This window comes from Sphingomonas sp. BE138 (assembly GCF_031456125.1).
Classification (GTDB): domain Bacteria; phylum Pseudomonadota; class Alphaproteobacteria; order Sphingomonadales; family Sphingomonadaceae; genus Sphingomonas.
The window spans coordinates 22,500-46,191 of the sequence record NZ_JAVDUC010000018.1 but is presented as its reverse complement, the minus strand read 5'-3'; the positions used below and the strand labels follow the sequence as shown (position 1 = coordinate 46,191).

General features: G+C 64.8%; 26 protein-coding genes. 17 read left to right on the top strand and 9 right to left on the bottom strand.

What is annotated here, in order from left to right; genetic code table 11:
- Positions 1–9: 9 nt before the first annotated feature.
- Both J2Y58_RS17145 and J2Y58_RS17140 read right to left on the bottom strand, forming a co-directional pair.
- The gene (locus tag J2Y58_RS17145; RefSeq protein WP_046408745.1) at positions 10–1,146 is read right to left on the bottom strand and encodes a nitronate monooxygenase family protein; all 1,137 of its coding nucleotides are present in this window, start codon (positions 1,144–1,146) and stop codon (positions 10–12) included.
- A 46-nt stretch (positions 1,147–1,192) separates the two neighbouring features.
- Positions 1,193–1,957, bottom strand: coding sequence for a FadR/GntR family transcriptional regulator (locus J2Y58_RS17140; protein ID WP_046408746.1), 765 nt, complete (start codon positions 1,955–1,957; stop codon positions 1,193–1,195).
- Between the two features lie 126 nt (positions 1,958–2,083).
- Between J2Y58_RS17140 and J2Y58_RS17135 the strand changes: the two genes are divergently transcribed.
- The 7 genes from J2Y58_RS17135 to J2Y58_RS17105 all read left to right on the top strand — a co-directional run bounded on the left by J2Y58_RS17135 (position 2,084) and on the right by J2Y58_RS17105 (position 9,233).
- Positions 2,084–2,893, top strand: a complete 810-nt coding sequence (locus J2Y58_RS17135; RefSeq protein ID WP_046408802.1) for an enoyl-CoA hydratase-related protein — start codon at positions 2,084–2,086, stop codon at positions 2,891–2,893.
- Between the two features lies 1 nt (position 2,894).
- On the top strand, positions 2,895–3,344 hold the full coding sequence (locus tag J2Y58_RS17130) for a PaaI family thioesterase (protein ID WP_046408747.1): 450 nt from the start codon (positions 2,895–2,897) through the stop codon (positions 3,342–3,344).
- Positions 3,345–3,367: 23 nt separating this feature from the next.
- The gene (locus tag J2Y58_RS17125) at positions 3,368–4,174 is read left to right on the top strand and encodes an NUDIX domain-containing protein (RefSeq protein ID WP_046408748.1); all 807 of its coding nucleotides are present in this window, start codon (positions 3,368–3,370) and stop codon (positions 4,172–4,174) included.
- Between the two features lie 438 nt (positions 4,175–4,612).
- Positions 4,613–5,749 (top strand): HlyD family secretion protein, encoded by a 1,137-nt coding sequence (locus J2Y58_RS17120; protein WP_046408749.1) that lies wholly within the window; start codon positions 4,613–4,615, stop codon positions 5,747–5,749.
- Positions 5,749–7,275 carry a DHA2 family efflux MFS transporter permease subunit gene (locus J2Y58_RS17115; RefSeq protein ID WP_046408750.1) on the top strand — a complete coding sequence of 509 codons (1,527 nt, stop codon included), beginning with the start codon at positions 5,749–5,751 and terminating at the stop codon, positions 7,273–7,275. Before J2Y58_RS17120 ends, J2Y58_RS17115 begins: the two co-directional genes overlap by 1 nt.
- Entirely contained in the window at positions 7,275–8,702 is a 1,428-nt protein-coding gene (locus J2Y58_RS17110; protein ID WP_046408751.1) for an efflux transporter outer membrane subunit, read from the top strand. The genes J2Y58_RS17115 and J2Y58_RS17110 overlap by 1 nt, the downstream gene beginning before the upstream one ends.
- A 36-nt stretch (positions 8,703–8,738) precedes the next feature.
- Positions 8,739–9,233: a MarR family transcriptional regulator gene (locus J2Y58_RS17105; protein WP_046408752.1), complete on the top strand. Its 495-nt coding sequence runs from the start codon at positions 8,739–8,741 to the stop codon at positions 9,231–9,233.
- Positions 9,234–9,299: 66 nt separating this feature from the next.
- On the opposite strand, the gene J2Y58_RS17100 is transcribed toward J2Y58_RS17105, so the two are convergent.
- On the bottom strand, positions 9,300–9,869 hold the full coding sequence (locus J2Y58_RS17100) for a DUF4142 domain-containing protein (RefSeq protein ID WP_046408753.1): 570 nt from the start codon (positions 9,867–9,869) through the stop codon (positions 9,300–9,302).
- 142 nt (positions 9,870–10,011) lie between these two features.
- On the opposite strand from J2Y58_RS17100, the gene J2Y58_RS17095 reads away from it, so the two are divergent.
- The gene (locus J2Y58_RS17095) at positions 10,012–11,586 is read left to right on the top strand and encodes a DUF4403 family protein (protein WP_310105752.1); all 1,575 of its coding nucleotides are present in this window, start codon (positions 10,012–10,014) and stop codon (positions 11,584–11,586) included.
- A gap of 111 nt (positions 11,587–11,697) precedes the next feature.
- Here the strand turns inward: J2Y58_RS17095 and J2Y58_RS17090 are convergent, their stop codons facing one another.
- The 3 genes from J2Y58_RS17090 to J2Y58_RS17080 all read right to left on the bottom strand — a co-directional run bounded on the left by J2Y58_RS17090 (position 11,698) and on the right by J2Y58_RS17080 (position 14,744).
- Positions 11,698–12,354 (bottom strand): recombinase family protein, encoded by a 657-nt coding sequence (locus J2Y58_RS17090; RefSeq protein WP_046408804.1) that lies wholly within the window; start codon positions 12,352–12,354, stop codon positions 11,698–11,700.
- 93 nt (positions 12,355–12,447) lie between these two features.
- On the bottom strand, positions 12,448–13,284 hold the full coding sequence (locus tag J2Y58_RS17085; RefSeq protein WP_310105746.1) for an AAA family ATPase: 837 nt from the start codon (positions 13,282–13,284) through the stop codon (positions 12,448–12,450).
- A complete protein-coding gene (locus J2Y58_RS17080; protein WP_310105742.1) occupies positions 13,284–14,744 on the bottom strand; it encodes a Mu transposase C-terminal domain-containing protein in 1,461 nt (486 codons plus the stop codon). The genes J2Y58_RS17085 and J2Y58_RS17080 overlap by 1 nt, the downstream gene beginning before the upstream one ends.
- Positions 14,745–14,899: 155 nt before the next feature.
- Between J2Y58_RS17080 and J2Y58_RS17075 the strand changes: the two genes are divergently transcribed.
- The 7 genes from J2Y58_RS17075 (at position 14,900) to J2Y58_RS17045 (ending at position 19,339) form a co-directional block, all read left to right on the top strand.
- Positions 14,900–15,496, top strand: a complete 597-nt coding sequence (locus J2Y58_RS17075; protein ID WP_405053121.1) for a recombinase family protein — start codon at positions 14,900–14,902, stop codon at positions 15,494–15,496.
- Between the two features lie 83 nt (positions 15,497–15,579).
- Positions 15,580–15,906: a hypothetical protein gene (locus J2Y58_RS17070; RefSeq protein ID WP_310105739.1), complete on the top strand. Its 327-nt coding sequence runs from the start codon at positions 15,580–15,582 to the stop codon at positions 15,904–15,906.
- A gap of 254 nt (positions 15,907–16,160) precedes the next feature.
- Positions 16,161–16,409, top strand: coding sequence for an AbrB/MazE/SpoVT family DNA-binding domain-containing protein (locus J2Y58_RS17065; protein WP_085811332.1), 249 nt, complete (start codon positions 16,161–16,163; stop codon positions 16,407–16,409).
- Complete coding sequence (locus tag J2Y58_RS17060) at positions 16,402–16,800, top strand: type II toxin-antitoxin system VapC family toxin (protein ID WP_144037345.1); 399 nt, start codon at positions 16,402–16,404, stop codon at positions 16,798–16,800. The genes J2Y58_RS17065 and J2Y58_RS17060 overlap by 8 nt, the downstream gene beginning before the upstream one ends.
- A 229-nt stretch (positions 16,801–17,029) precedes the next feature.
- Positions 17,030–17,812 (top strand): DUF5131 family protein, encoded by a 783-nt coding sequence (locus tag J2Y58_RS17055; RefSeq protein WP_085811331.1) that lies wholly within the window; start codon positions 17,030–17,032, stop codon positions 17,810–17,812.
- The gene (locus tag J2Y58_RS17050; protein WP_310105735.1) at positions 17,809–19,086 is read left to right on the top strand and encodes a three-Cys-motif partner protein TcmP; all 1,278 of its coding nucleotides are present in this window, start codon (positions 17,809–17,811) and stop codon (positions 19,084–19,086) included. Before J2Y58_RS17055 ends, J2Y58_RS17050 begins: the two co-directional genes overlap by 4 nt.
- Positions 19,087–19,153: 67 nt before the next feature.
- Positions 19,154–19,339 carry a hypothetical protein gene (locus tag J2Y58_RS17045; protein WP_310105730.1) on the top strand — a complete coding sequence of 62 codons (186 nt, stop codon included), beginning with the start codon at positions 19,154–19,156 and terminating at the stop codon, positions 19,337–19,339.
- Between the two features lie 39 nt (positions 19,340–19,378).
- Here J2Y58_RS17045 and J2Y58_RS17040 read toward each other — a convergent pair whose 3' ends face one another.
- The 3 genes from J2Y58_RS17040 to J2Y58_RS17030 form a co-directional block, all read right to left on the bottom strand.
- Positions 19,379–20,236 carry a serine protease gene (locus J2Y58_RS17040; protein ID WP_310105727.1) on the bottom strand — a complete coding sequence of 286 codons (858 nt, stop codon included), beginning with the start codon at positions 20,234–20,236 and terminating at the stop codon, positions 19,379–19,381.
- Positions 20,237–20,266: 30 nt separating this feature from the next.
- Positions 20,267–21,475 carry an abortive infection family protein gene (locus tag J2Y58_RS17035; RefSeq protein WP_310105724.1) on the bottom strand — a complete coding sequence of 403 codons (1,209 nt, stop codon included), beginning with the start codon at positions 21,473–21,475 and terminating at the stop codon, positions 20,267–20,269.
- Positions 21,476–21,559: 84 nt separating this feature from the next.
- Positions 21,560–22,063, bottom strand: coding sequence for a helix-turn-helix domain-containing protein (locus tag J2Y58_RS17030; RefSeq protein WP_310105722.1), 504 nt, complete (start codon positions 22,061–22,063; stop codon positions 21,560–21,562).
- Positions 22,064–22,378: 315 nt separating this feature from the next.
- Between J2Y58_RS17030 and J2Y58_RS17025 the strand changes: the two genes are divergently transcribed.
- Together J2Y58_RS17025 and J2Y58_RS17020 are read left to right on the top strand one after the other, a co-directional pair.
- Positions 22,379–23,023 carry a hypothetical protein gene (locus J2Y58_RS17025; RefSeq protein WP_310105720.1) on the top strand — a complete coding sequence of 215 codons (645 nt, stop codon included), beginning with the start codon at positions 22,379–22,381 and terminating at the stop codon, positions 23,021–23,023.
- A 6-nt stretch (positions 23,024–23,029) separates the two neighbouring features.
- Positions 23,030–23,584, top strand: a complete 555-nt coding sequence (locus J2Y58_RS17020) for a PIN domain-containing protein (RefSeq protein WP_310105718.1) — start codon at positions 23,030–23,032, stop codon at positions 23,582–23,584.
- Positions 23,585–23,692 lie beyond the last annotated feature (108 nt).

Here is a 23,692-nt window from a genome sequence, read left to right as displayed (position 1 = left end):
CCGCGACCCTCAGCGGAGGCCCGCCGCGCGGCCGAGCGCGCGCTCGGCATCGGCGACGAGGTCGCGCATCACCTCGGCGGCGGGGCGCACGGCGTGGATCAGCCCCATGCCCTGCCCGGCGAAGCCCGGGATGATGTCCTTGCGCTTCGCACGGATGCCCGACGCCATCACCGGACCGGCGATCATCGACTGGTATGGCATCGGCAGCGGCTCCTTGCCCGCCGCCACCCAGGCGTCGGCCCACTTGCTGCGGATCATGCGGGCAGGCTTGCCCGTGATCGAGCGGCTTACCACGGTATCGGCATCGCCGCTGTCGACGATCGCTTCCTTCTGGAAGTCCTCGATCCCTGCCTCCTCCGTCGCAAGGAACGCGGTGCCGACCCAGGCGCCCTCGGCGCCCAGCATGAAGGCCGCGGCCACACCGCGCCCGTCGGAGATGCCGCCAGCGCCGAGCACCGGCACCCGGTCCCCCACGGCATCGACGACCTGCGGGATGAGCGAGATGGTGCCGATCGGCGAATTATGCCCGCCGCCGTCGTGCCCCTGCGCCACGATCACGTCGATGCCCGACTCCACCACCTGCAGCGCGTGCTTCACCTTGCCGACGACCGCCATGACGACCGTGCCGTTGGCGTGGAGTCGATCCATCCACGGCCCCGGATTGCCGAGCCCCGCCGCGTAGACGGGCACCTTCTCCTCGACGACGACCTCCATCTGGGCCTCGAAGAACTCCTTGGAGAACAGCGCCGCGCCGCCGTTTGCCGCACCCTCCGTGACGGCGCGGCCGGAATCACGCGCGACGATCTCCAGCCCCTCGCGCTCCATGAAGTCGCGCGTGAACGCCTGATAGTCGGCGAGCACCGCGCGCGGGTCCGCCGGCGCGGCCCCGGTTTGCGGCGCCGAGCCGCGCCGCACCGAGGCGGGCAGGAGCGTGTCGACGCCGAACGGCTTGTCGGTCAGCGCGCGCGTTTCGCGGATCCACGCGCGGAGCTGCTCGGGTGAGCACGCTGCCGCGCCGAGCACGCCCAGCCCGCCCGCGTTGGACACCGCCGCCGCCAGTCGCGGGACGCTTGCCCCGCCCATGCCGGCCAGGACGATCGGATAGTCGATGCCGAGCATCCCGCAGATTCGGCTGTTCAGGGCCATTGTCCGTCTCTCCCACATCGTTCTCGTTGCTGATCTACTCCGGCGGCTACGCCTCGAACGCCTGGGTCCAGCGCACCTTCTGATCCATCAGGTCGGGGCTGCGCCGCCCGAGATACTCCGCCGATCCCTCGACGAGCCGTTCCATCTCGCGCCGCGCCGTGACCGCGTCGCGCAGCCGCACCGCATGGACGACGCGCGCGAGGCGACGAACCTGGTTCTCGCGCTCGTGCTCGGAATAGCCGAGCTGGCGCGAAAGGTCGCGGGTCAGCAGATGCAGCGCGGACGTGAGCAACCCGAACAGCGGATTGCCGCTCGCCCATGCCAGAAGGTCGTGGAAGCGCCGGTTGGTTTCCTCGAACAGCATCGATTCCACCTGCTGCTCGAGATCGGCGAAGCAGCTTGCCAGCGCCATCAGATCCGCCGCCGTTGCGCGCCGGGCAGCGTGAGAGGCCGCCCGCGGGGCCAGCGCCTCGCGCAGCTCGATCAGCGCGCGCAGGTCGGTGCCGACGAAGTGCAGTACGAGCGCAAGCGAACTCGTGAAATCGCCAATCTGCGGCCGCGCGACCACCGGCCCGCCGCCTCGACCGGGCTGCAGGTGGAGCACGCCCTGCAGTTCCAGAAAACGCAGCGCCTCACGCAATGTGGCGCGGGCGACTTCGTACCGCGCGAGCATGTCGTGCTCCGGAGGCAGCCGGTCGCCGACCTGGCGTGCGTCGGCCTCGATGTCGTGCACGATCGCCTGCGCCACGCGAAGCGCGCGCTTGCCCCTTGCGAACGAGAGCGCCTCGCCCTGCTCATCCACGTCCGGCATCAATGAATCCTTATCATGGTTTTATGTTGCTCCACTGCTTTATCTTTGTCCAGCGGCAAATTGCTGCCGTCGCCGGCTTGCAAGGCTATTAAAAGGGTATAATGTTAAAGCGCGGGAGGGGAATTGATGACCGACAACGCAGCCTGGATGGAAACCGATGGATATATCGCCATCATCCATCTCAACCGACCCGCGGCGCGCAACGCGCTTGATCCGCAGATGCTGGTGGAACTGGCCGACTGCTGGAGCAGGGTGCGCGACGCCGCCGAGATCCGCGTCGCGGTCGTGACCGGCACCGGCGACGCCTTCTGCTCGGGTGCCGACCTCGGCCGCCTTATCCCGCTCGTCAGCGGCGGGCGACCGCCGGAGGACGAGTGGGATCGCCGCGTGCTCGCTGACCGCGATATTCTCGGCACCGCGCTGCTGCGCACATTTGACGTCGTCAAGCCGGTGATCGCCGCCATCAACGGGCATGCGATCGCAGGCGGCATGGAACTGGTCCAGGGTACAGATCTCAGGATCGCATCGAGCGCCGCGCGCTTCGGCGTGCAGGAGGTCAAATGGGCGATCTTCCCGGGCGGGGGATCGACGGTGCGACTGCCGCGCCAGCTTCCCTTTGCGCGCGCGATGGAATTGCTGCTCACCGGCGATCTGATCGATGCCGGAACCGCGCTCGACTATGGCTTCCTCAACCGCGTCGTTGCGCCGGAGGAGGTGCTGCCTGCGGCGCTCGACTTCGCGCGACGGATCGCCGCCAACGGCCCGATCGCGGTGCAGGCGATCCGCGCGTCGGCGCGCGCCTGTATCGGGCGGCCGGAGAGCGAAGGCATGAACCTCGAGTCGGGCTTCGCCGCGCCGGTGTTCCGAACTGAAGACGCGCGCGAAGGTCCGCGCGCCTTCATGGAAAAGCGTACACCCGTTTTCAAGGGACGTTGAGATGGTTGACGAGGCATCCTCGGGTATCGCGAACGGGCTGGCGGGCGCCGCATTGCAAGGCGCGCTCTCGATCGCGCCGTTCCACGCCTGGCTCGGGCTTCGCGTCGAGGACGTGACAGACGGTGTCCTTCACCTCAGCATGCCGTGGCGCGACGAGATCGTATCGAATCCGCGGATCCCGTCCGTGCATGGCGGCGTGCTCGCCAGCCTGATCGATCTCGCCGGCATGTATGTCCTGCTGACGAGGACGCGTGCGGTCAGCGCCACCGCGTCGCTCCACGTCGATTATCACCGTCCGGCAAGCGGCGGCCCGCTTCACATCCACGCGCGCGTCGTGAAGATAGGACGGACGCTGTCGGTCGCGGACAGCGAGGTGCGCTCGCCCGACGACGTGCTGCTCGCCAGCGGTCGCGGTTCGTATCTCATGCGGGACGGCGGCATCGCGACATGACCGTGCAGAGAATAGGAGAGATCATGAGCATCGAGACCGCGTCGGCGGACGCCAGGCGCACTCCGGCCGAGCCGCGACCGGCCGGCACCATCCTGCTGCTGCGGGATGTGCCCGAATATCAGGTGCTCATGGTGCGACGACACCACCAGATCGATTTCGCCTCGGGAGCGCTGGTGTTCCCGGGAGGCAAGATGCACCCCGGTGACGACGATCCGCGCTGGCGCGATCACGTAACCGGGTGGGACGAAATCGACGCGACCCAGCGCGCGCTGCGCATCGGCGCCATCCGCGAGGCGTTCGAGGAAGCGGGGATCCTGCTGGCCAACTATCCCGACGGCCGCGGCTTCTCCAGTGTATGCGACGCCGAGGCCCGCCGGAAGGTCGATACCGGGGAACTCGCCTTCCTCGATGTCGTCGCCGGATTGGGGGTGAAGCTCTCGCTGACCGCCCTGACCGTTTTCGCCCGCTGGATCACTCCAGAAATGATGCCGAAGCGGTTCGACACCTGGTTCTACGCTGCCCCCGCTCCGGCCGACCAGGTCGCGATCTGCGACGGACATGAAACGGTCGATGCCGAGTGGATCGCGCCAGAGTCGGTCCTGGACCTCGCCCGAAGCGGCGCCCGAACCGTGATCTTCCCCACCTTGATGAACGTGAAGCTGCTGGCCGAGGCCGAGAGCGCAGCGGATTGCCTCGCCCGAGCGGAGGCACGTCCGCTGGTCACCGTGCTCCCGCAGATCGAGACACGGGACGGAGAGCGCGTTCTGACCATTCCGCTCGATGCTGGCTATGGTGAAGTCACACAGAGTTTGACTGAGCTCAGGGCCTGACATCCCAGGTTCCGACTATTGCAGAACCTCCCCATGCCGCTCTGGCAAAACAGAGCGGCCTTTTCTTGGGACTTTGGCCTGACACCTGGAAGTTGCCGAAGGCCGACGTTTCGCGTCGGCTGGCGCCCGGCCAGATCGAGATCAGGATCTGCACATACCGACCGTCACATCTTGGGTGGCGGCGAGACACAATTCGAACGTGGTTTGGCCAGCGTCGGATTAGCTTCCCGACGCGACTCATTCGGGCGTCATATGTGCGACGCCCGGAATGTCTGTAGCGTTACTCTCGAGCTCCGACTATGCTACGGTTCGGTTTACATTTGACGGGACGGCAGGGTGGCTGACGATCGGGCTGAGAACCACGAAAACAAAGTGAGACATGACGACCCGGACGCGAATTTTCACCCAGAATCCAGGTCGGAGGACGGTTCCGAGGAGATGAATGGCGAAAAGAAGCCGTCGCTTCTCGAGCGCTACCCCATCATTCGCTACGTCCTCATCGCCGCGCTTGTCGCCGGCATCATCGCGGCTATCGTTTGGTACATGAATTACCGCGCGAGCGGCCAGTTCCTGCAGTCGACCAACAACGCCTATGTGCGCGCGGACTTCGTGACCGTCTCGCCGAAGGTGGGCGGCTATGTCGAGCGTGTTCTCGTCGCCGACAACCAGCCTGTCCGTCGCGGTCAGCTGCTCGCCGTGCTCGATCCTCGCGACTACCGCGCCAATGTCGAAGAGGCGCAAGCCCAGATCGCCGCAGCCGGCGCCAACATCACCACTGCGCGCCGGACACTTGATGAGCAACAGGCCACGGTCGCCCAGGCGGCCGCCCAGGTCGCGAGCGCCGAGGCTGCCGCCGCAGCGGCAGAGAACGAGGTAAGACGCTACGAACCGCTCACCCGGACAGGGGCGGAATCGCGTGAGCGGCTGGCAAGCCTGGTGCTTCAGCGTGACCGGGCTGCCGCGGAGCTGCGCGCGCAGCGAGCGGCCTACCTCGCCGCCCGTCGCAGTGTTGCAACCCAAGCGGCTCGCATCGGTCAGGCGGAGGCGCAGCGTGGCACCGCGCAGGCGCAGCTTGCGCGCGCCTCGACGGACCTCGGGGCCGTCGAGATCCGCAGCAGCATCGACGGCGTTGTCGCCGACAAGGCCGTCCGGGCTGGGCAATATGTCCAGCCGGCGACCCGGCTGATGTCGGTGGTGCCAGTCGATCAACTCTACATCGAGGCGAACTTCAAGGAAACTCAGGTCGCGCTGATGCGCGTCGGGCAGCCCGTGACCATCAAGGTGGATGCACTGGACGGTGCCGAACTGCGAGGCCGGGTCGCCAGTTTTTCTCCGGGGACGGGCGCGCAGTTTTCACTCATCCCGCCCGAGAACGCGACCGGGAACTTCACCAAGATTGTCCAGCGCGTGCCCGTGCGGATCAGCATCGAGGCGGGTCCGGAGGCGCGGCGGGTGCTGCGTCCCGGACTGTCGGTGGAGGTGACGGTCGACACGATCGGCGCCAAGGGAAGCCGGGAACGAATCAAGCAGGAAACCGAGCGGCTGAAGCGCGGCGAGACGCAGGGCGCGCGCTGATGGCGGCGGAACGCGCCGGCCTGCGCGACTGGCTTGCCGTCGCTGCAGGCACGATCGGGTCGTTCATGGCGCTTCTCGACATCTCGATCGTCAATGCGGCCCTGCCCACAATCCAGGGCGAAATCGGCGCGAGCGGCACCGAGGGCACCTGGGTCGCGACCTCCTATCTCGTGGCGGAGATCGTCATGATCCCGCTAAGCCCCTTCCTGGTGCGCCTGTTCGGTCTGCGCAACTTCCTGCTGGGCGCGGCGATCAGCTTCACCGGCTTTTCCGTCGTGTGCGGCATCTCGACGACGCTGCCGATGATGATCGCTGGCCGTGTGGGCCAGGGCTTTACCGGTGGTGCGCTGATTCCGACTGCCATGACCATCATCGCGACGCGGCTGCCCCCGTCACAGCAGCCGATCGGCACCGCCGCGTTCGGCGGCACCGCGATCCTCGGCCCGGTGCTCGGGCCGATCATCGGTGGTTGGCTCACCGACAATTACAGCTGGCATTATGCCTTCTTCCTCAACGTGCCGGTCTGTGCCGGGCTCGTCCTGCTCCTGCTGTTCGGGCTCAAGCACGAGAAGCTGCGGCTCGACCAGCTGCGCCATGCCGACTGGTTCGGGATCGCGGGGCTCGCGATCGGCTTGGGAGCGCTCACCGTCATGCTGGAGGAGGGACAGCGCGAGATGTGGTTCGAGTCCGCGATGATCGTGAAGCTCGCGATCGCAACGGTGTTCGGCTTTGCGCTCATCACGATCGGACAGGTCCGCTCCGCGCATCCGGTTCTCAAGCTGTCGCTGATCTTCAGCCGGTCGTTCGGCAGCGTCTTCGTCCTCAGCCTTGTCATCGGCGTCGTGCTCTACGGCGTGACCTTCCTGATCCCGCAATTCCTCTCGTCGATGGCGGATTACAGCGCCCTGCAATCGGGCAAGGTGGTCTTCGTCTCCGGCATCCCTGCCCTGATGCTGATGCCGTTCCTGCCGCTCGCGTTCAAATATCTCGATGTCCGGCTGGCTGTCTTCGTCGGGATGACGCTGATCGGCGTCAGTTGCGCCATGGATTGGCACCTCACCGCACAATCGGCGGGGGGCGATCTGAGGGATTCCCAGCTCGTCCGCGGCTTCGGGCAGATCTTCGCCATGATGTTCCTTAACCAGGCCGCGATCAGCGCCGTGGCGCCCGAGGATGCCGGCGACGCGTCCGCGCTGTTCAACGCGGGACGGAACCTTGGCGGATCGATCGGCCTCGCCCTGATGGCGACCCTCCAGGACCGGCAGACTTTCCTGCATTTCAATCGGCTAGGGGAGACGGTGTCGGCCAACGCGGCGACCACGCAGGAGTGGTTCGCGAAGGCCATGTCCATGCCGTCCGGCGAAGCGGGCGCCTATAGGCAGCTTGCCGGGCAGCTCCTCGAGCAAGCTACCGTCATGGCCTATAACGATCTGTTTTTCGCGCTCGGCGTCGCGATTGCGATCACTACCCCGCTGGCGCTGTTCCTCCGCCCGATCTCCTCCGACACGCAGATGGCGATGCACTGATGAAGCGACTTAGCTGGGCCATTCTGCCCGCCCTCCTGACCGGCTGCGTCGTCGGACCCAATTATGGAGGCCCGCCGGGCGTCGCGAGCGGCGAGCGTCCCGGAACGACATTTCGCCGCGCAGATCAGGTAGTCACGTCACCGCAAGCCCCTGTTGCGCGCTGGTGGGAAGGCATGGGCGATCTGCAGCTCACGACGCTGATCAACCGCGCGCTTGCCTCAAATCCCGACGTGGCGATCGCGGAGGCGCGCATCCGCAAGGCGCGCGCCAGCTTGCGCGAACAGCGCGCGAACCAGCTGCCCACCGTCTCGGCGTCGGGCACTGCGATCGTCGCCGATCTTCCCGCAGGCTCGCTCGCGCTGCCGACGCAGGGCGAGCAATCCGATCGTATCAGGGCCGAATTCTACAATGCCGGCCTTGATGCGTCGTGGGAGATCGATCTCTTCGGCGGACGGCGCCGCGCGGCCGAAGGTGCCGAGGCCCAGGCTCAGGCGGCCGAAGCCAATAGAGCTGATGCGCAAGTTCGTCTCTCGGCGGAGGTGGCCCAGAACTATGTGACCTTGCGCGAACTCCAGCAGCGCCTGATCCTGGCGCGCCGCTCCGCGCAGCTTCAGCAGCGATCACTCGCCCTGCTGCAACAGCGCGAGCAGCGCGGCGCCTCATCGCGCGACGAGGTGGTGCGTCTGAAGACCGAGCTGACTCGCACGGAGGCGGGACTGTTGCCGCTTGAGGGACAGATCGCGACCACGCTGGACCAGCTTGCCCTGCTCACCGGCGACGAGCCCGGTGCGCACGACGCGGCGCTCTCCGCGCCCGCTCCGATTCCGATGATCCCCGGGACTGTCGCGATCGGCGATCCCGCCGCCATGCTTCGGCGCCGCCCAGACATTCGCGCGGCCGAGCGGCAGCTGGCGGCATCGAACGCAAAGATTGGCGTCAACATTGCCCGGCAGTTCCCTTCGGTCAGTATCATGGGCATCATCGGCCTGGGTGGTCCCAATATTGCCGATGCGGTCGATCCTGACAGCGTAGCGGGTCTGCTGCTGCCGCGGATCAGCTGGAGCTTCCTTGACTTCGGCCGCAATCGTGCCCGGGTCGAACAGGCGCGGGCCGACCGTGACGAGGCTGAAGCACAATATCGGAAGGCTGTTCTCGGCGCGCTGTCCGATGCGGAAACCAGCCTGACCCGCTTCGGCAATCAGCGACGTAACCTGTTTTCGAGCATCGCGAGCCGGGATGGTTCCAGGCAGTCGGCGACCTACGCCAAGCAGCGATACGAGCAGGGGGCGATCCCGCTGACCACATCCATCGAGGCCGAACGCGCGGCGCTGGCTGCTGATCAGTCGGTCCTGGAAGCGACGGGTGAACTTGATCGTGCATTCATCGCCTTGCAGAAGGCGATAGGACTGGGATGGAGCCAGCAGTGACGGTCTTGCAGCCATGCCAGGGAGGGGCCTGACCGCGTGACGGCGCCGCTTCTGCCGCCACCTGCCCAGTATCTGCGTGATGACGCGATCAGGGGAGGGATGGACCTGATGTTCTTTGCTCACCGATCCCATCTGGCTCATGTCGATACCGAGCTGGCTAAGCAGAACCTCGGGCGGGCACACCACCGCGTTCTTTATTTCTTGGGGAGGCATCCCGAAATTTCCGTCAGCGAACTCCTGGACGTTCTAAGCGTCACCAAGCAATCGCTTGGCAGGGTCATGAGGGACCTCATGGATCGCGGGCTCGTCTCCGGACGGGTCGGGGAGCGCGATCGTCGTCAGAAGCTGCTTTCTTTGACCGATAAGGGACGAGCGCTAGAAAACGCGCTTTTCGAGCATCTCAGGAGCAACATGGCGAACGCTTACCAAGCGGCAGGAGAAACAGCCGTCACGGGCTACTGGATTGTTATGCAGCAGCTCATGCGCGCCGAAGCACGGGAGCAATTCCGCCGGCTGCACTCCAGACAGTGATCGCCGCAAACAGATGCCGGACCAGGTCGAAGGGGGGCTTCATCGACCTGGCCCGGCCGGTTTCACCTATCCTGCAAGCCCGGAGGGGGTAAGGGACTTGCCAGTGGTGAGCTCGTTCTCCAGCACCGGGACCGCAGTGCCGGCGACCTGCTGCAGCGCCGGATCGGTTCCATCCTGCGCGTAACCCTTGTGCACGGCCCATGCGGCCTGCTGGACCTGCGCGGACTGGGTCAGATACAGATTGTCGAACGCGCTTTTGGGCGCCTTCTGGAGCAGCTTGAGCAGGGCGGCTCGGTCGGCGGACAGGCTCGAGGGCGGCGCCTTTATCGTGCGCTGATCGTTCTTCAGCGCCGCAAGTAGCGCCTGGTGGCTGCTCTGCGTTTCCGCCAGCACGCGCTTGGCATAGGCCTTGACGTCATCCCGCTGCGCGCGTGTCGCGGCGAGCTGCGCGGCCTTGATCTGGTAAAGGTTGGCGTCGGCCGCCGCGAGCACGTAATTGGGTCCGCTCTGGCTCGCGATCGGCGAAACGCCGACGTCGGCGCTGGTCATCGTTCCCGAAGTGGCGGGCGAAACGGCCTGCGCCAACACTGGTATCGGCGCCAGGGTGAGCAACGCAGCCACTATCGCAGTCTTCATTGAGATCCTCCATTGGTGTTGTGAGGCGTTGACCGAAATCAACGAGCTGAACGATAAGGAAACGGAACGGTTCCCTTTCTCTAAACTCGTTTGGTGAACCCACTGGATGGATGGCCGCTCGGACGGCTGGAGGTGCGCGGCGATGAAGAACACGACGGCCAGGGGGACCGTTCCCGCGCCGGCAGCGTCAAAAGCTGAAGCGCCAGGCCGGACTGCCGGGTCCTTCTTGCGCAGGAGCGAAGTCTCGAGTGCCTCGATCGCATCCGTCCTGCTCTGCGTCGCCTGCCTCGCTGGCTGCGACCGAACGCCTCGCCAGGCGCCGCCGCGAGCGACGGACACGATCAACGTGCCACCGCAGACGTCCACCGTCGATGTGCCGATCGTCGCGGACCTGGACAAGCTGGCCCGAAGCCTCGAACAGGCGATTCCACGTCGCCTCTGGTCGATCGACAAGCCGGGGCAGACCTGCCTTCCGCCGAAGAAGGTCAAGATCCTCTTCGCGAAGATAAAGACGCCCGCCATCCAGTGCCGCATCACCGGCACCGTCGTCCGAGGGCCGCTGGTGCTGGAGGGCTCGGGAAAAACGATCATTGTCACCATGCCGCTTCACGCCGCGATCAGCGCGCGCGACGTGGGAGGCGTACTCAGCCGGGAAACGGCCGAGGCGGACGCCCGCGTCCGGGCTGTGATCAGGCTCGACATCGCCCGCGACTGGTCGCCGCGCGGCACGGTGTCGATCGCCTACGACTGGACCGACGAGCCCCACGTCGACTTCCTTGGCCAGCGCATCGAGTTCACCAGCAAGGCTGACGCCAAGCTCGCCGGCGTCGTCGCGCGCCTGGAGCGTTCGCTGCCGCAGGAACTCGGCAGATTGCAGCTGCGCGAGCAGGTCGCGCAGGTCTGGGGGTCGGCGTTCACCTCCGTCCAACTGAACCGGGCGAACCCGCCGGTGTGGATGCGGATCACGCCCCGGCAGTTGAGCTACGGAGGCTACACCATCTCGCGCAACCGGGTGAACCTGGCTCTAGGGCTGACGGCAGTTACGGAGACGTTCGTCGGCGACCGGCCACCTGATCCGCAGCGCCGGCCGCTCCCCGACATGACGCGCACGCAGCCCGGACCCGGCCGCATCCTGTTCGCCATACCCGTCATCGCCGACTATCGTCAGCTGGAGCCGGTCCTCGCCAAGGCATTGGTGAAGCGGTCGCGCCGCCCCTTCGAAGTGCCCGGTGTCGGGGCCGTGCGCGCGCAGTTCCACCAAGTGACCATCTACGGCACGACGGGCGGCAAGATCGCAGTCGGGCTTCGCTTCAGCGCGGCAGCCGAAGGCGGGGAGCCTTCGCGGGGCACGATCTGGCTTACCGCCACGCCGCGCAACGCCGTCAACGATCGCCGTGTCGCGTTCGACGATCTCACCGTCGCCAGTGTGACCGACTCGGTCCGGACAAGCCTGCTGCTGAAGCTTGCCAACACTCCCGGCATATCTGGCACTGTGTCAGCCGCGCTGACCCAGAATTTCGAAAAGGATTTCGACAAGCTGTTCGGCAAGATCATCCGTGCGATCGACGAGAAGCGTATCGGCGACCTGATCGTGCGCGCCCGCATCACGGACGTGCGGACGGGCCAGCTGAAGGCGGCGGGGCAAGGCGTCTACCTGCCGGTATGGGGGCGCGGCACGGCCACGATCGGCCTTGCGCCACGGCGGGCCGGAAATTGAGATCTCTGCTGCAGCCTTGACGCCTGCTTGATCGTCCCAGCGGCAACGCTGCAGCCTCTTTCGATCTTGGCAGAACTATTCAAAGGTCAAATCAAATCATCCGGCTCTGTCTCACGGTATCGTCGGACGCGCATCGCTCTGCTTGGTCGCCCGGTGGAGGGCTGTGACGCGCTTGACTTGTGCGATGCTGCAACCCGCCAGCGCCGCCGTTTTCGCTATGCTCATCCCAGCCTCACGAAGTGAGACGATGCGGCGATGATGGGCCAAGTCTGGTTTTCGACCGGTGTAGCGTCCCTCCCGCTTGGCGATCGCTATGCCTTCCCGCTGCCGCTCGCGGCGCAGTTCGTAATCATCGCGAGCGGTCTGAAGCGCAACCCTCAGTAACATGTCTTGAATTGCCTCTAGGACGATGCGCGTCACCCCGCCATTGTCCTCGGCAAGATCGGTAAGATCCACGATTCCTGGTACGGCTAGCCTCGCTCCCTTGTCGCGGATAGCGGTGACGAGCCTCTCCGCCTCAGCCAGCGGCAGGCGACTGATCCGATCGATCTTTTCGGCGATAACCACTTCGCCCATTTGCAGGTCGGCTATCATGCGAAGCAACTCGGGCCTGTCAGGACGCGCGCCGGAAGCCTTCTCGCGATAAACAGCTGCGACATAATACCCCGCGGCACGCGAGGACACGACCATCGCCTCTTGTCGTTCAAGATCCTGCTCGTCGGTGCTGACGCGCAGGTACACGCGAGCAGCGCGGACTGTCGTACTCATGTTGGCTCCGTTGGGTACACCCATGTGAGCCAGTGCTGCGGCAACCGGCTCGGAATTGTGAGCTTCAGCGCTGATTGGCACGGTTCTCCGGCGCTATGTAGCACCGATCACGAGCGTACTGCGCGCCGCTTCGACTACCTCGTCGGTGATGGAGGTCAGGCCGTTGATCTTGAGGACGCGCTCGATCTGGACGAACAGGCGCTGGACCAAGCGGAAATTGCCGCCCGTGATCCGCACGATCGCCGCTACTGCTTGAGCGTCCGTGAAATCGGCATCGTCTAGATCGAGCCCGAGCTCGCGCCAGCGGCGCGTAAGAACGAACGCCAGTTCCTCAGGGCCAAGCGGGCGATAGTGGTGGGCGAACCCTACTCGGCTGTAGAGCTGGGGATAGCGCGACAGCCGCTTCTCGATGCCGGGCATTCCGATCAGGATGAGCCCGATCCCGTTCCGGTCGAACAGGTCACGCACCCACTCCAACGCATTGTTGGACAGCCGCTCGGCTTCGTCGATGATGACCAGCTCGACATATCTGCTCCGCCAGCGGCTAGAAATGTAGACGGTGTCGCCAAGCGGGGTGAGGTGCCGCTGGATCGCCCACTCCACCCGCTCCATGAGCCGCGGCAGCTCGCGCCGCAGTTCGCCTACCGGGCCGGACACGATGGGGGTGTAGAGGACGGAGCGGGTCCGCGAGACGGCCGCGCCGACCTGCGCTTCGGAAACCTTGACCTCCGGCCCCCATCCTACGATCCGCTCCTCGGCGATGTGCCAGCGGGTGTAGCGCCTCGCCGACAACGTCTTGCCGACCCCGGCCGGACCGTAGCACAGGCCTATGTAGCGGTGCTTGCGAACCGCCTCGGCGAACTCGACGAACCGCCGATGCTCGCGCGTGCTGATGAAGCGGCCGTCGCGCTCGCCATCGGCGCGTCTCATCAGTCGTCCTCGAGGTAAGTGCGTAGCCGCGGGGGCAGCACCCCGTATGCCTGCGTGGACGCCGACATCGGGACGGGTCTCGGCGGCGGCGAAACACGAGCGGGAAGGCACGCGGCCAGAGGCAGGTACTCGGCGACGCGCGCCCGCTTGTCCCTGATCTCGTCGCGCAAGGCGCGGCGGTGGGCGGCGCGCGCGGCCTGCACGTCCTTGAGCGTGATGCTCCGGCCCGCCTCTTCCGGGCTCACCGCCCGGCACAGGAACCGGTTGCGGTGGAACACGCGCACCTCGCCCATGTCGCGGGGATCGAAGCGGATGGCGACCGGCTCGCCGACGAAGCCTGCGAGCGTGGGGTCGAAGTAGCGCAGGCCCTGAAACCGAATGCCGTCGCGATGGACGGTCCTGGGCTTGGCCACCATGACCAGCAGCAGGTCCAACTCTTCCAGTGTGTCGGGCATGCGGGGCAACCAGCCGTTCCCTCGCCAAGCGTCTATCGGCGCGGCGCCGATCTCGCGATGGCTCCTGTGGTTGTACACGCCCACCATGTGGGCGCCGATCTTCGCGTCCAGCTCGGCGAGGGACAGACGCGCCCGCGACGTGGGCGCGCCGTTGCGAAGCGCGCCCGGTAGCTCCGCCAGCAGCTCCGTGTTGATCGTCCCGAACAATCGCTCGACCTTGCCACGCCCTTGCGGGCGCGCGACGGCTGAGAAGACGAGCCGGATGCGCAGGTCGACCGCCGCCTGCTCAAGGTGGTTGCTGGTGAAGTCGGACCCGTGGTCGACATAGAGCACGTCGGGGATGCCGCATACGTGCCAGTCGGGCCGAACCTTGCGCCAGATCGCCTGCCGGAGCGCCAGCGACGTGTTCAGCGCCGAAGGCGCGCCCAGGAACACCATGTAGCCTACGAGCGCGCGCGAATGGTCGTCGATCACGGTCGTGAGCCACGGTCGCGCCTCCTTCCCGTTCGCGTCCAGGATCAGGATGTCGAGCTCGGTGTGGTCGGCCTGCCAGATCGCGTTCGGGCGCTCGGCCCGATGCCGGTGCACGAGCTCGTAACGGTCACGGAACGCTGCCTCGCCGTCATGAGCGAGCGTCAGCGCCGCAGGGTCGAGCTCGGCTATGATCGCATGGACAGTGGTGAGAGACGGAGCCCGCCAACCTCGCTCACGCGCAACCGTGGCCGCCCGACGGTGGATCGACGCCGCGGACCGCCGCGGCTTGGTGAACGCCAGCCCTTCTATCAGCTCGACGAGCTCGCGCCGAACCCTGCGCCCGCCCGCATCTGATCGCGTCTTCGCCGCGAGTCCGGCCGGGCCGGCGTCGCGGAAGCGGGCGAGCCAGCGTCGCGCGGTGCGGATGGGCACGCCCGCATCGCGCGCGGCGCTCGCCAGCGGCACGCCGTCGTGAAGATGGACGTGAAGGAGAGCCAGCCGGTCCGCCGCCCTGTCTTGCCGGTCGGTCATCGGATCGCCTCCCGAGCTCGTGTCCGAAAGAGGGCCGTTCAGCGGACGGCCGGACCCAGTCCGGCGGGGGACGCAAAACCGCGCCGGGTCGAGTCTCACAAAGCTAGTACTATATGTTTTGCATTGACGGGGCCACTATCGTTACACATCGGCCCATGACCAACACCATGATCGGCTATGCCCGGTGCTCGACCGACAAACAGGACCTAGCGGCGCAAAAAGGTATTCTCGCCGGAATGGGTATCGCACCCGATCGCATCTACACCGATCATGGCTATACCGGATCGAACCGGATGCGGCCCGGCCTCGACCAGGCACTGGCGGCGGTTAGGGCCGGGGATACGCTGGTCGTACCCAAGCTGGATCGGCTGGCCCGGTCCGTTCCCGATGCCCGCGCGATTGCCGATGCGCTCGCCGAGCGCGGGGTAAAGCTGCAGCTCGGGTCTAGCGTTCACGACCCGATCGACCCAATGGGCAAGATGTTCTTCAATATCCTGGCCACTTTCGCCGAGTTCGAAGCCGACCTGATCCGCATGCGCACCCGCGAAGGTATGGCGGTCGCGCGCGCCAGGGGTAAGCTGCGCGGCAAGAAGCCCAAGCTCTCCGATCGGCAGCAGCGCGAGCTCCGGCGCATGTACGACACCGGCGACTACTCGGTCAGCGATCTGGCCGAGCTGTTCTCGATCTCGCGGCCGACCGTCTACCGGACGCTCGGGCGGCAGGCGGGCGAGAGCACTGCCAGAGCTGCCTAATTACGGGCAAGCATCCCTTAGAAGTGCTATGATCCTGCAGCCGATAGGGAGATCGCGCGATGGCTGAAACAGTAGCTGCCTCCTTGATCCTGATGATCACGTCGGCCGTGCTCTTGCGCATGTCGCTTCGCGCAAACTTCCGGTTTCAGAATGAGAGCAGGTTGCCGATGCAGTGGTGGATCGACGGCTCGGTGAACTGGACGGCTCCCCGCCCGCTCGCCCTCGCGTTCACGCCCGTGTTGGCGGTCATCGTCCTCGTCGGCACTGTCCTCTCCACGATCTTCTTGGAGCCGCACCGAGGTCAGGCAAACCTAGAAATACCCGTGATCCTGACCTTGGCGTTGACCTTCGTCGGAGTACACGCGCTGCACCTGGCGCTAATGGCGAGAACCCTGAAGCGCCCTCGCTGACGGCCCCTGCCAGCAGGTTCCGCGTGCCTGCTTGGTGCCACGGAACCGTGCCAAACAGCGTCGGAGTCCACAGGAATAGCAAGCGCCGATCCTGTCGAGCCTAGCTCAACAAACCAGGCCTAAGTAGCTACTGGGCACGGACATGAACGAGCACTGATCACCAAGAGCGTAGGAGTGCCCTCCTTCGTGCTATGCATCAGCGACGTCATGCGGTACATTTTGGTGATCGGGTCAGCCAAGCGAGTTCAGTGCAGATGGAAGCACAGAGGGTCAAGATCGTGGATGGTGGTAAGCTCGTTATCCCGGCGGCTATGCGCCGGGAGCTCGGGATCGCCACGGGTGACACCGTTCTCGTCGATGTGGACGATGGCGAGTTGCGGGTACGATCAGTACCTAGAGCGCTTGAACGTGCTCGCGCGATCCTGCGCAGGTATGTGCCCGAAGGCGTCGGCTTGGCTGACGAGCTGATTGCGGAGCGCCGGCGCGAGGCGGAGCGTGAGTAGCAAGGTCGTCCTCGACGCCCCCGCCCTGCTCTGCCTGCTGAATGACGAGCCCGGGGCGGATCGGGTAGCGGACGTCCTGACCCGTAGCATCATCGGAACGACCAACCTCGCCGAGGTCGTCTCCAAGCTTCGAGACCGAGGATTGCCGCTCGACGAGGTGCGTGAGGCGCTTGGCGGGCTTCACCTCGACGTCCGGCCGCTCTCTCCTGCCCAGGCACTGATAGTAGGCGACCTCCGGCCGTCGACGAAGGCGCTTGGCCTCTCGCTTGGTGACCGAGCGTGCCTTGCCTTGGCGATCGACCTGCAGGCGGAGATGTTCACGACCGATGGCCCGCTGGCGAGCGCGGACGTTGGCATCACCATCACCAATGTGCGGCCGCTTGCGGAGTAGTTGCACATTCGTGCTTCTGGGTACGGTCCGGTCGATGGCGATGCAGAAGGGGCGTATGTGATCGAACAGCACGCGCTAATGCGCCTCAACCGACACGAAGTTGGTGTGGTTCACGATTCAGATGAGATAGCACGGTTGCCAAGGCTGCATCGGCTCCGCCCATCCTTCCTGTTCTCTGTCCGTTCTCGATATAGTACACCAGCTGCGACGCGCGTAGGACCGGTGGAGCATGGCTGAAACCGAGATTGAATGGACTGACGCGACTTGGAACCCGGTCGCCGGCTGCTCGATCGTGAGCGCCGGCTGCAGTCATTGCTATGCGATGGACATGGCACGGCGTCTTGAAGCGATGGGCGTCGGTAAATACGCCGGACTCACACGGCGCAGCGGCCGGCGAACTATATGGCAGGGTGTCGTGCGCGAAGATCAGGCCGCCCTGGCGATCCCATACCGTTGGAGAAAACCGCGTAAGATCTTCGTCAATTCAATGAGCGACCTGTTCCATGAAGAGGTCAGCGACGCCTTTATCCAGGCGGTATGGCACGTCATGCGCGAGACGCCCCGCCATCACTATCAGATTCTCACCAAGCGCCCTGAGCGCATGGCAGCGGTGGTCAGCCGACTGATCGGTGAGGTGCTGCCCAATGTCTGGCTGGGCACCAGTATCGAGGATGCCGAGGTTGTGGAGCGCGTCGACCACCTTCGCGCGGTGCCGGCAGCCATCCGCTTCATCTCGTTCGAGCCGCTGATCGGGCCGGTCGGCGCGATCGATCTGACAGGGATCGATTGGGCGATCGTGGGCGGTGAAAGTGGCCGTTCAGCGCGACCGATCCGCGAGGCTTGGGTGGATGAGATCCATGATCAGTGCATCGCCTACGAGACAGCCTTCTTCTTCAAACAATGGGGTACTTGGGGCAAGGACAACAAGAAGCGGTCAAAGAAGGCGAACGGGCGCGAGTACCGTGGTCAGACTTGGGATGAAATGCCCAGCGGTTTCATAACCGCTTTATGATCAGCCCGAAAGCGACAGGATTGCATGGCCGAGAAACCTATAGTTGGGCGAGCGGGGCAGCGCTCGAGGAACACTCCCGACGCAAGCATAAGATCCTCCGCGAGTATTTCGCGCAGTATCTTGGCGTTCGCTGTCAGCTCCCTCAGCAGACCCAATTCCGGCTGGCGATCGTCGATGGTTTCGCGGGCGGTGGCCGGTACACCTGCGGCACGCCAGGTTCGCCGCTCATCTTCATTGAGGAGTCGCAGCGTGCAATCGACACCATCAACACGATGCGCGCGGCACAGGGCTTCGGCCTTGTGTCAATGGAGTGCTTGCTCGTGCTCAACGACCAGAGCCCGGCAGCGATCGACAGCCTGCGCGCCAACGTTGCGCCGCTTCAGGCCGAGATCGCAGACAACGTGCCCCGGCTTCATCTCCGCGTCGAATATCTGACCGAGAGCTTCGAGACGGCATACCCCACGATCAAGAAGCTGCTCGCACAGGGACGCTATCGCAACCTTATCTTCAACCTCGACCAATGCGGCCATAGCCACGTCGAGCGTACCACCCTTCTCGACATCATGCGGTCGAATCCTTCTGTCGAGATCTTCTACACGTTCGCTATCGAAGCGCTGCTCTCCTTCCTGCAGAAATCGGACCCGGTGCAGCTTGCCGCCCAACTTCGTCCGTTCGGGATCGAAGCTACCGATCTCGAGCAGCTCGAAGGGGCGATGAGCAAGAACCTGTGGCTTGGCGCCGCGGAGCGGCTTGTGTTTGAGACGTTCCGGACCTGCGCGCCGTTCGTAAGTCCATTCTCCATCAATAATCCGGGTGGATGGCGCTATTGGCTGATCCACTTCGCGAACATCTACCGCGCCCGAAAAGTATATAACAATGTGCTCCATCAGAACAGCACCACCCAAGCGCACTTCGGTCGGTCTGGGCTCAACATGCTGTCCTACGATCCGAGCCACGATGGTGGCGCGCTGTACCTCTTCGATCTCTCCGGTCGCGAAGAGGCCCGCAACCAGCTGCTCGTCGATATTCCGCGCCTGATCTCAGAGGCCGGCGATGTCATCGAAGTGGGGGATTTCTACGAGGGCATATACAACGCGACGCCAGCCCACACCGATGATGTGCATCAGGCGATAATCGAGAACCCTGATGTCCAGGTCATTACGCCTGGGGGCGGCGAGCGCCGCAGCGCGAACGCTATCGGTGTCGGAGACGTGCTGAAGCTCAAACGCCAGAAAAGCTTCTTTCCGATGTTTCTCAACGCGGGGGGAAACTAGGATCGGCCTAACCGGGAAGCTGATCGTCCACTGTTTCAGGCAAACGTCTACTGCTTTAGGGCGCGCCATGCACAGGCAGTTCCGTCCACCGTTTCAGGAAAACCTACAGGTCGTCAACGGCGCAGTTCATGTGCGCCCCCAACGTAACGGGCTAAAAACTATTCAGGCTATGCTGCGGCTTTTTGCTCCGGTCGACGGGTATGTGTCGGACGAGCTGATTACCGAACGGCGTGTAGAGGCCGCAGATGACTGACGAGCGCGATCTGCGTCTTGGAACGGCGGAACTTGCGGATTAGTCTTCGAAATAAGCGATCTCGTCCACGTTTATTCCCAGATGCCAGTTTTCATGGACATGGCCGGGCCACAGCGTTGCCGCCTGATACAGCTTCTCCGGCCAGGACGGATGGGTTTCGAACATGATCGCGGGCCAGTGAAGGCTGACATAGCTCTCCCATGCCCCATCGATTTCCATCGAGGCGCTCACGATCCCGCAGACATAGCCATCCTTGTCGAAGACTGGACCACCGCTCATTCCCCCGGGCGCCATGAAATTGCACCGCAGAGTCGGACCCGGCAGATTGCGATCGCGGCGCGGATAGAATTCGAGAACCGTCCCTGTCGCCGCCACGCCGGTGACCGCGATCAGCGCGTCGTCGGCGGCGGGGTCGAAGGGAAAGTCCGGCGCGCTGGCGATCAGACCGAGCGCGAGCACGGGCTCGCCGACCTTCGGCAGCCGCGCGCTGAGGTGCACATGGTTGATATGGACCCCCTCGCCCTGATCGAACCTGGGGACGATTTCGAGCAGCGCGACGTCGCCCTCCTTGGGCATGCGGATCCGATCGACTGCCCAGGCGCGCAGGTCCTCCCCGAACGCGCCGATAAGGAGGAGCGGCCCGGCCTCGAGCCGGCCGGCCTCCTGATAGTCCGCGACGACATGGGCCGCCGACATGGCGAGACCGGGTAACACCAAAAACGCGGTGCCGAGGGCCTGAACCGAACCCTCGATCATACTGCATAGGCTGAGAACCATGCCGGTTTCGTCATGGGTGAAGCCTTGCGCGCCAAAATCGGTGGCGGCGCCAAGCCGCAGGCTTTCGGTGTGTAGCTTGAAGCCCGCCATGATTGGCGGCGCGATGTCGAGCTGGCCCATTAGCATCTCAGCTCCCCTTTCTGGCCAGGCTCAGGCTGCACGATCGGCCGCCGCTTCGTTCGCAGGGACCGCATCCTTGCGGGCTTCCCAGGTCGCCACAAGAAAGGTCGCCATCGATCCTGCAAGATTGACCGCCAGTTCGGCGTGGCGCGGCGCGGGCTTCGCCTTGCGCGGACCGCTGCTGTGCGCGTCGCCGAGCCTGTTGCGCAGGGCACCGAGCGATTCGACGATCGACTGGCAATTGCCGAGGATTTGCTTGAAGACCGGCTCGCTATGACCATCGGGCGCCAGGTTCAGCGCCTTCGACAATTTGCGGTAGAGCTGCGGCAGATCGTCCTGGTCCGTCGCCGGCGCCTCGAGCGTCGGCGCGAGATCGTCCAGCAGCCAGCGGAAGACGTCTTCGAGCAACGTGCGCGCCAGCGTGATGGCGCCTGCCGGATCGGTCGCGCGACGATCGAGTGCCGCCTCCCACCGCGCATGGACCTGCTCGGGCTCGAACCGCGCGAGCGTCCCGGAGATGGTGGCCTCGGCCGGCGAACTGATCGCAGCCGCTTCGACCTTGTAGATCACGCTTCCCGACAATCGGCCCGCTCTCTGCAGGCGATAGCCGTCATGGCGCAGATGCTCGTTAATGCCTTCGACCCGCGCCTGCTGGACCGTATCTGGCACAGCGGTCGGATGGACCAGGGCTTCGAGAACTCGAAAGAACAGCGCCTTTGAGCAGTCGATCAGGCCGAGATGCTCGAGCAGCTCGCGATTGCTCCAGTCGTCGTTGCGTACCGTGTGCTGGAGGACATCCTCGCGCAGACTGCCGCGCTCGCCCCAATCATTTTGAAAGACGGATGGCATCGCGCCGAGCGGCCAGATCGTCTCCAGAAAGGTTAGCTCGTCATATTCGCTGCAGAGGTACTGGCCGTCGAAGAGGCTGATGATCCGACGGCGCGTCAGCGCAGAGACCCTAGGCCCGTCAGCTTCCCCGGCCTTGGCGAGCAATTCCGACAACGCGAAATCCACCTCTTCGGCCAGAAGCGCGTGGATCATCGGCAGCAGCTTGGGTGCCGGCACCTCCATCAGCCGGGAATGCGCATATTTGAACTTGCTGCGCATCGCCTCGTCTTCCGTCCCGGCCTCAAGGCCGAGCCGTTCGCATAGAGCTGGCACGTCATAGGCCTTGGCACCGGCGATGATCTCGGCCGCGCGTGTTCGGATCGCTTTGATCAGGGACGGATCAGCCCCCATGCCTTGAACCCCTCTTTCACCGGACGACGCACAGGACAGGCGCGCCCATTCATGACGATCGGTCGAGCGTGGGGACGTGGGCGGTCAGCGAAGGCGGTAGCCGTCCATGTCCTCACTCAGCGCCGCGAGCTGATCGAGCGCCTCATTGCGGGTCGCATCACGCTGGACCCGATAGGCCTCGATATCGGCCGCGCGAAGCCGGCGATGGCTGCCCACCTTGACCGCGGGCAAGGTGCCGCGATCGACCAGGCGCACGACATATTGTCGGGAGACGTTCAGTCGCTCGGCCGCTGCCTGCGTCGTCAGCATCTCGTCGTCGGCGACCACCGACACCTGTCGGCCTTCCGCCATGAGCTTAGCGGCGCGCGCCATGACGTCCGCGAGCGGCGCCGGCAGTTCGAGCTGACGCCCGGTTGCATCGACGACATGCACGGCGGTGCGTGCCTTGCCCTTGCTCACGGTGGCGAACATGCCGGCCAGATGCGTCACCGCTGTCCGTTCGCCATGGGCAACCGACTTGCGCCCCTTGCGAGACTCGGAGGTTCGAACATCTGCCATAGAGGTCAATATGGCGAGCAAACGACCCAAACGCAACCAACAGGAGGTGAGGAGCAGGTCGACGACTGGAGCACATCGGAGCACATGTCAGCACAGGTTAGCACCGTAGCATCTCGGAGCACATAGCGGCCTCGCCTAAGCCACGGAGAAGCCTTGGAAAATCGGACCCATGTTGCCGCATATGGCGCACATCCTGGAAGCTTCGTGACTCATATGAGTCAGCTTACTAAGGTTGAAACGCTGGTTCGATGTCGTCCAGCCGGCGAGATGCCTTGCGTATGTCTCTATTTTTGCTGGTAAATCAATGAGATAATCCAGCCACGAAATCAGGTGAGGATTGAAGCGATGGCCACATTGAAGGGGAAAGCAGTTCGCTCCAAGGATATCGAGCTGCGCGACACCTATTTCGAGGATGCAGCCGAACGGCTATGGGATCGCGGCAAGCATCATGGGTTCGCGACCGTGCCCAAGACTATGCCGCTCCTCATGCGGGCGCTCGACGAGCTCTCCAAGGGGAAGCCGCTGGGGTACACCTATTTTGCGCTGTTCTGCGCGACCTGGGACAATGGCCTGGTCCGGCTCGGCCGATCGACTGACCTACCTTATGCCTCGGGCTTTACCGGCCCGCGCGGCGTGCGCGGCTGGCAGGAGCGTATGAAGCTACTGGAGAGCTTCGGGTTCGTGGAGATCCGCCCGAGCGGCGGACAGAAGTTCGGCCTGGCCTTCCTGCCCAATCCCAACATCGTGCTGCTCGATCTGTGGGAGAAGAAGCAGGCGCAGCGAAACGGACCTTATGATCCACCCGGTCTCGGCGGGCTGCAGGACGCGACCATGAGCGCTTTCCTCGAGCGGGCGATCGACGTGGGAGCGAACGACGTCACGCGCAAGCACGCCAAAATCAATGCGGCGAAGCGCAGCGCGTCCGAGGACGAAGCCACACCGGCAAAACCGGCGAAGCGGGTCCGGGCCGCGAAGGCCGCGAAGGAATAGTCAGTCATGCTTCCGGCAGCGGTTCTCGACGCCAATGTGCTTTTCCCCATGATCCTGCGGGACACGTTGCTGCGCGTGGCAGCGGCGGGGTGTTTCCGCGCGCATTGGTCCGAACGGATCCTAGACGAGATGTCGCGGAACCTGATCGAGGATCACCGCGTCACGCTGGAGAGCGCCGAGCGCTTGCAGCGTCAGATGGCGATCGCGTTCCCGGACGCGGCGGTCGAGGACTGGGCACCGCACGAGCGTGCGATGCCGAACGATCCGAAGGATCGGCATGTCGCGGCGGCGGCGGTCGCGATCGGCGCGGACCTAATCGTCACCGCGAATCTCAAGGATTTCGTCCCGCTGCCTGACGGTCTGCGCGCCATCGGACCGGACGCGTTTCTGTATGAGCGGTTCCTGGCCATGCCCGAGGCCGTGCTGGGCGCACTCGGCCGGCAGGCCGCGGGGTATCGTAATCCCCCAGCCGGGCGTGCCGAACTGCTAGACTGGCTGGAGCGCGACGTTCCCGACTTCGTTGCCGCCGTCCGCGCACAGGAGATCGTCGGTGGCGCGTAAACTCAAGGTCTTCCGAACCCCGATCGGCTTTCACGATGCCTATGTCGCGGCGCCGAGTCAAAAGGCCGCGTTGGAGGCGTGGGGGAGCGACGCTGACCTATTCGCGCG

What these genes read in the sequence shown, in the direction of transcription:
- J2Y58_RS17040 (WP_310105727.1), bottom strand. Translation starts at nt 20,236, where the DNA reads ATGGGCCAGCTCGACATCGCGCCGCCAATCATGGCGGGCTTCAAGCTA.
- J2Y58_RS17145 (WP_046408745.1), bottom strand. Translation starts at nt 1,146, where the DNA reads ATGGCCCTGAACAGCCGAATCTGCGGGATGCTCGGCATCGACTATCCG.
- J2Y58_RS17095 (WP_310105752.1), top strand. Translation starts at nt 10,012, where the DNA reads ATGAAGAACACGACGGCCAGGGGGACCGTTCCCGCGCCGGCAGCGTCA.
- J2Y58_RS17065 (WP_085811332.1), top strand. Translation starts at nt 16,161, where the DNA reads ATGGAAGCACAGAGGGTCAAGATCGTGGATGGTGGTAAGCTCGTTATC.
- J2Y58_RS17100 (WP_046408753.1), bottom strand. Translation starts at nt 9,869, where the DNA reads ATGAAGACTGCGATAGTGGCTGCGTTGCTCACCCTGGCGCCGATACCA.
- J2Y58_RS17125 (WP_046408748.1), top strand. Translation starts at nt 3,368, where the DNA reads ATGAGCATCGAGACCGCGTCGGCGGACGCCAGGCGCACTCCGGCCGAG.
- J2Y58_RS17115 (WP_046408750.1), top strand. Translation starts at nt 5,749, where the DNA reads ATGGCGGCGGAACGCGCCGGCCTGCGCGACTGGCTTGCCGTCGCTGCA.
- J2Y58_RS17020 (WP_310105718.1), top strand. Translation starts at nt 23,030, where the DNA reads ATGCTTCCGGCAGCGGTTCTCGACGCCAATGTGCTTTTCCCCATGATC.
- J2Y58_RS17050 (WP_310105735.1), top strand. Translation starts at nt 17,809, where the DNA reads ATGATCAGCCCGAAAGCGACAGGATTGCATGGCCGAGAAACCTATAGT.
- J2Y58_RS17120 (WP_046408749.1), top strand. Translation starts at nt 4,613, where the DNA reads ATGAATGGCGAAAAGAAGCCGTCGCTTCTCGAGCGCTACCCCATCATT.
- J2Y58_RS17130 (WP_046408747.1), top strand. Translation starts at nt 2,895, where the DNA reads ATGGTTGACGAGGCATCCTCGGGTATCGCGAACGGGCTGGCGGGCGCC.
- J2Y58_RS17080 (WP_310105742.1), bottom strand. Translation starts at nt 14,744, where the DNA reads ATGACCGACCGGCAAGACAGGGCGGCGGACCGGCTGGCTCTCCTTCAC.
- J2Y58_RS17045 (WP_310105730.1), top strand. Translation starts at nt 19,154, where the DNA reads ATGCACAGGCAGTTCCGTCCACCGTTTCAGGAAAACCTACAGGTCGTC.
- J2Y58_RS17140 (WP_046408746.1), bottom strand. Translation starts at nt 1,957, where the DNA reads ATGCCGGACGTGGATGAGCAGGGCGAGGCGCTCTCGTTCGCAAGGGGC.
- J2Y58_RS17035 (WP_310105724.1), bottom strand. Translation starts at nt 21,475, where the DNA reads ATGGGGGCTGATCCGTCCCTGATCAAAGCGATCCGAACACGCGCGGCC.
- J2Y58_RS17135 (WP_046408802.1), top strand. Translation starts at nt 2,084, where the DNA reads ATGACCGACAACGCAGCCTGGATGGAAACCGATGGATATATCGCCATC.
- J2Y58_RS17075 (WP_405053121.1), top strand. Translation starts at nt 14,900, where the DNA reads ATGACCAACACCATGATCGGCTATGCCCGGTGCTCGACCGACAAACAG.
- J2Y58_RS17110 (WP_046408751.1), top strand. Translation starts at nt 7,275, where the DNA reads ATGAAGCGACTTAGCTGGGCCATTCTGCCCGCCCTCCTGACCGGCTGC.
- J2Y58_RS17085 (WP_310105746.1), bottom strand. Translation starts at nt 13,284, where the DNA reads ATGAGACGCGCCGATGGCGAGCGCGACGGCCGCTTCATCAGCACGCGC.
- J2Y58_RS17055 (WP_085811331.1), top strand. Translation starts at nt 17,030, where the DNA reads ATGGCTGAAACCGAGATTGAATGGACTGACGCGACTTGGAACCCGGTC.
- J2Y58_RS17090 (WP_046408804.1), bottom strand. Translation starts at nt 12,354, where the DNA reads ATGAGTACGACAGTCCGCGCTGCTCGCGTGTACCTGCGCGTCAGCACC.
- J2Y58_RS17025 (WP_310105720.1), top strand. Translation starts at nt 22,379, where the DNA reads ATGGCCACATTGAAGGGGAAAGCAGTTCGCTCCAAGGATATCGAGCTG.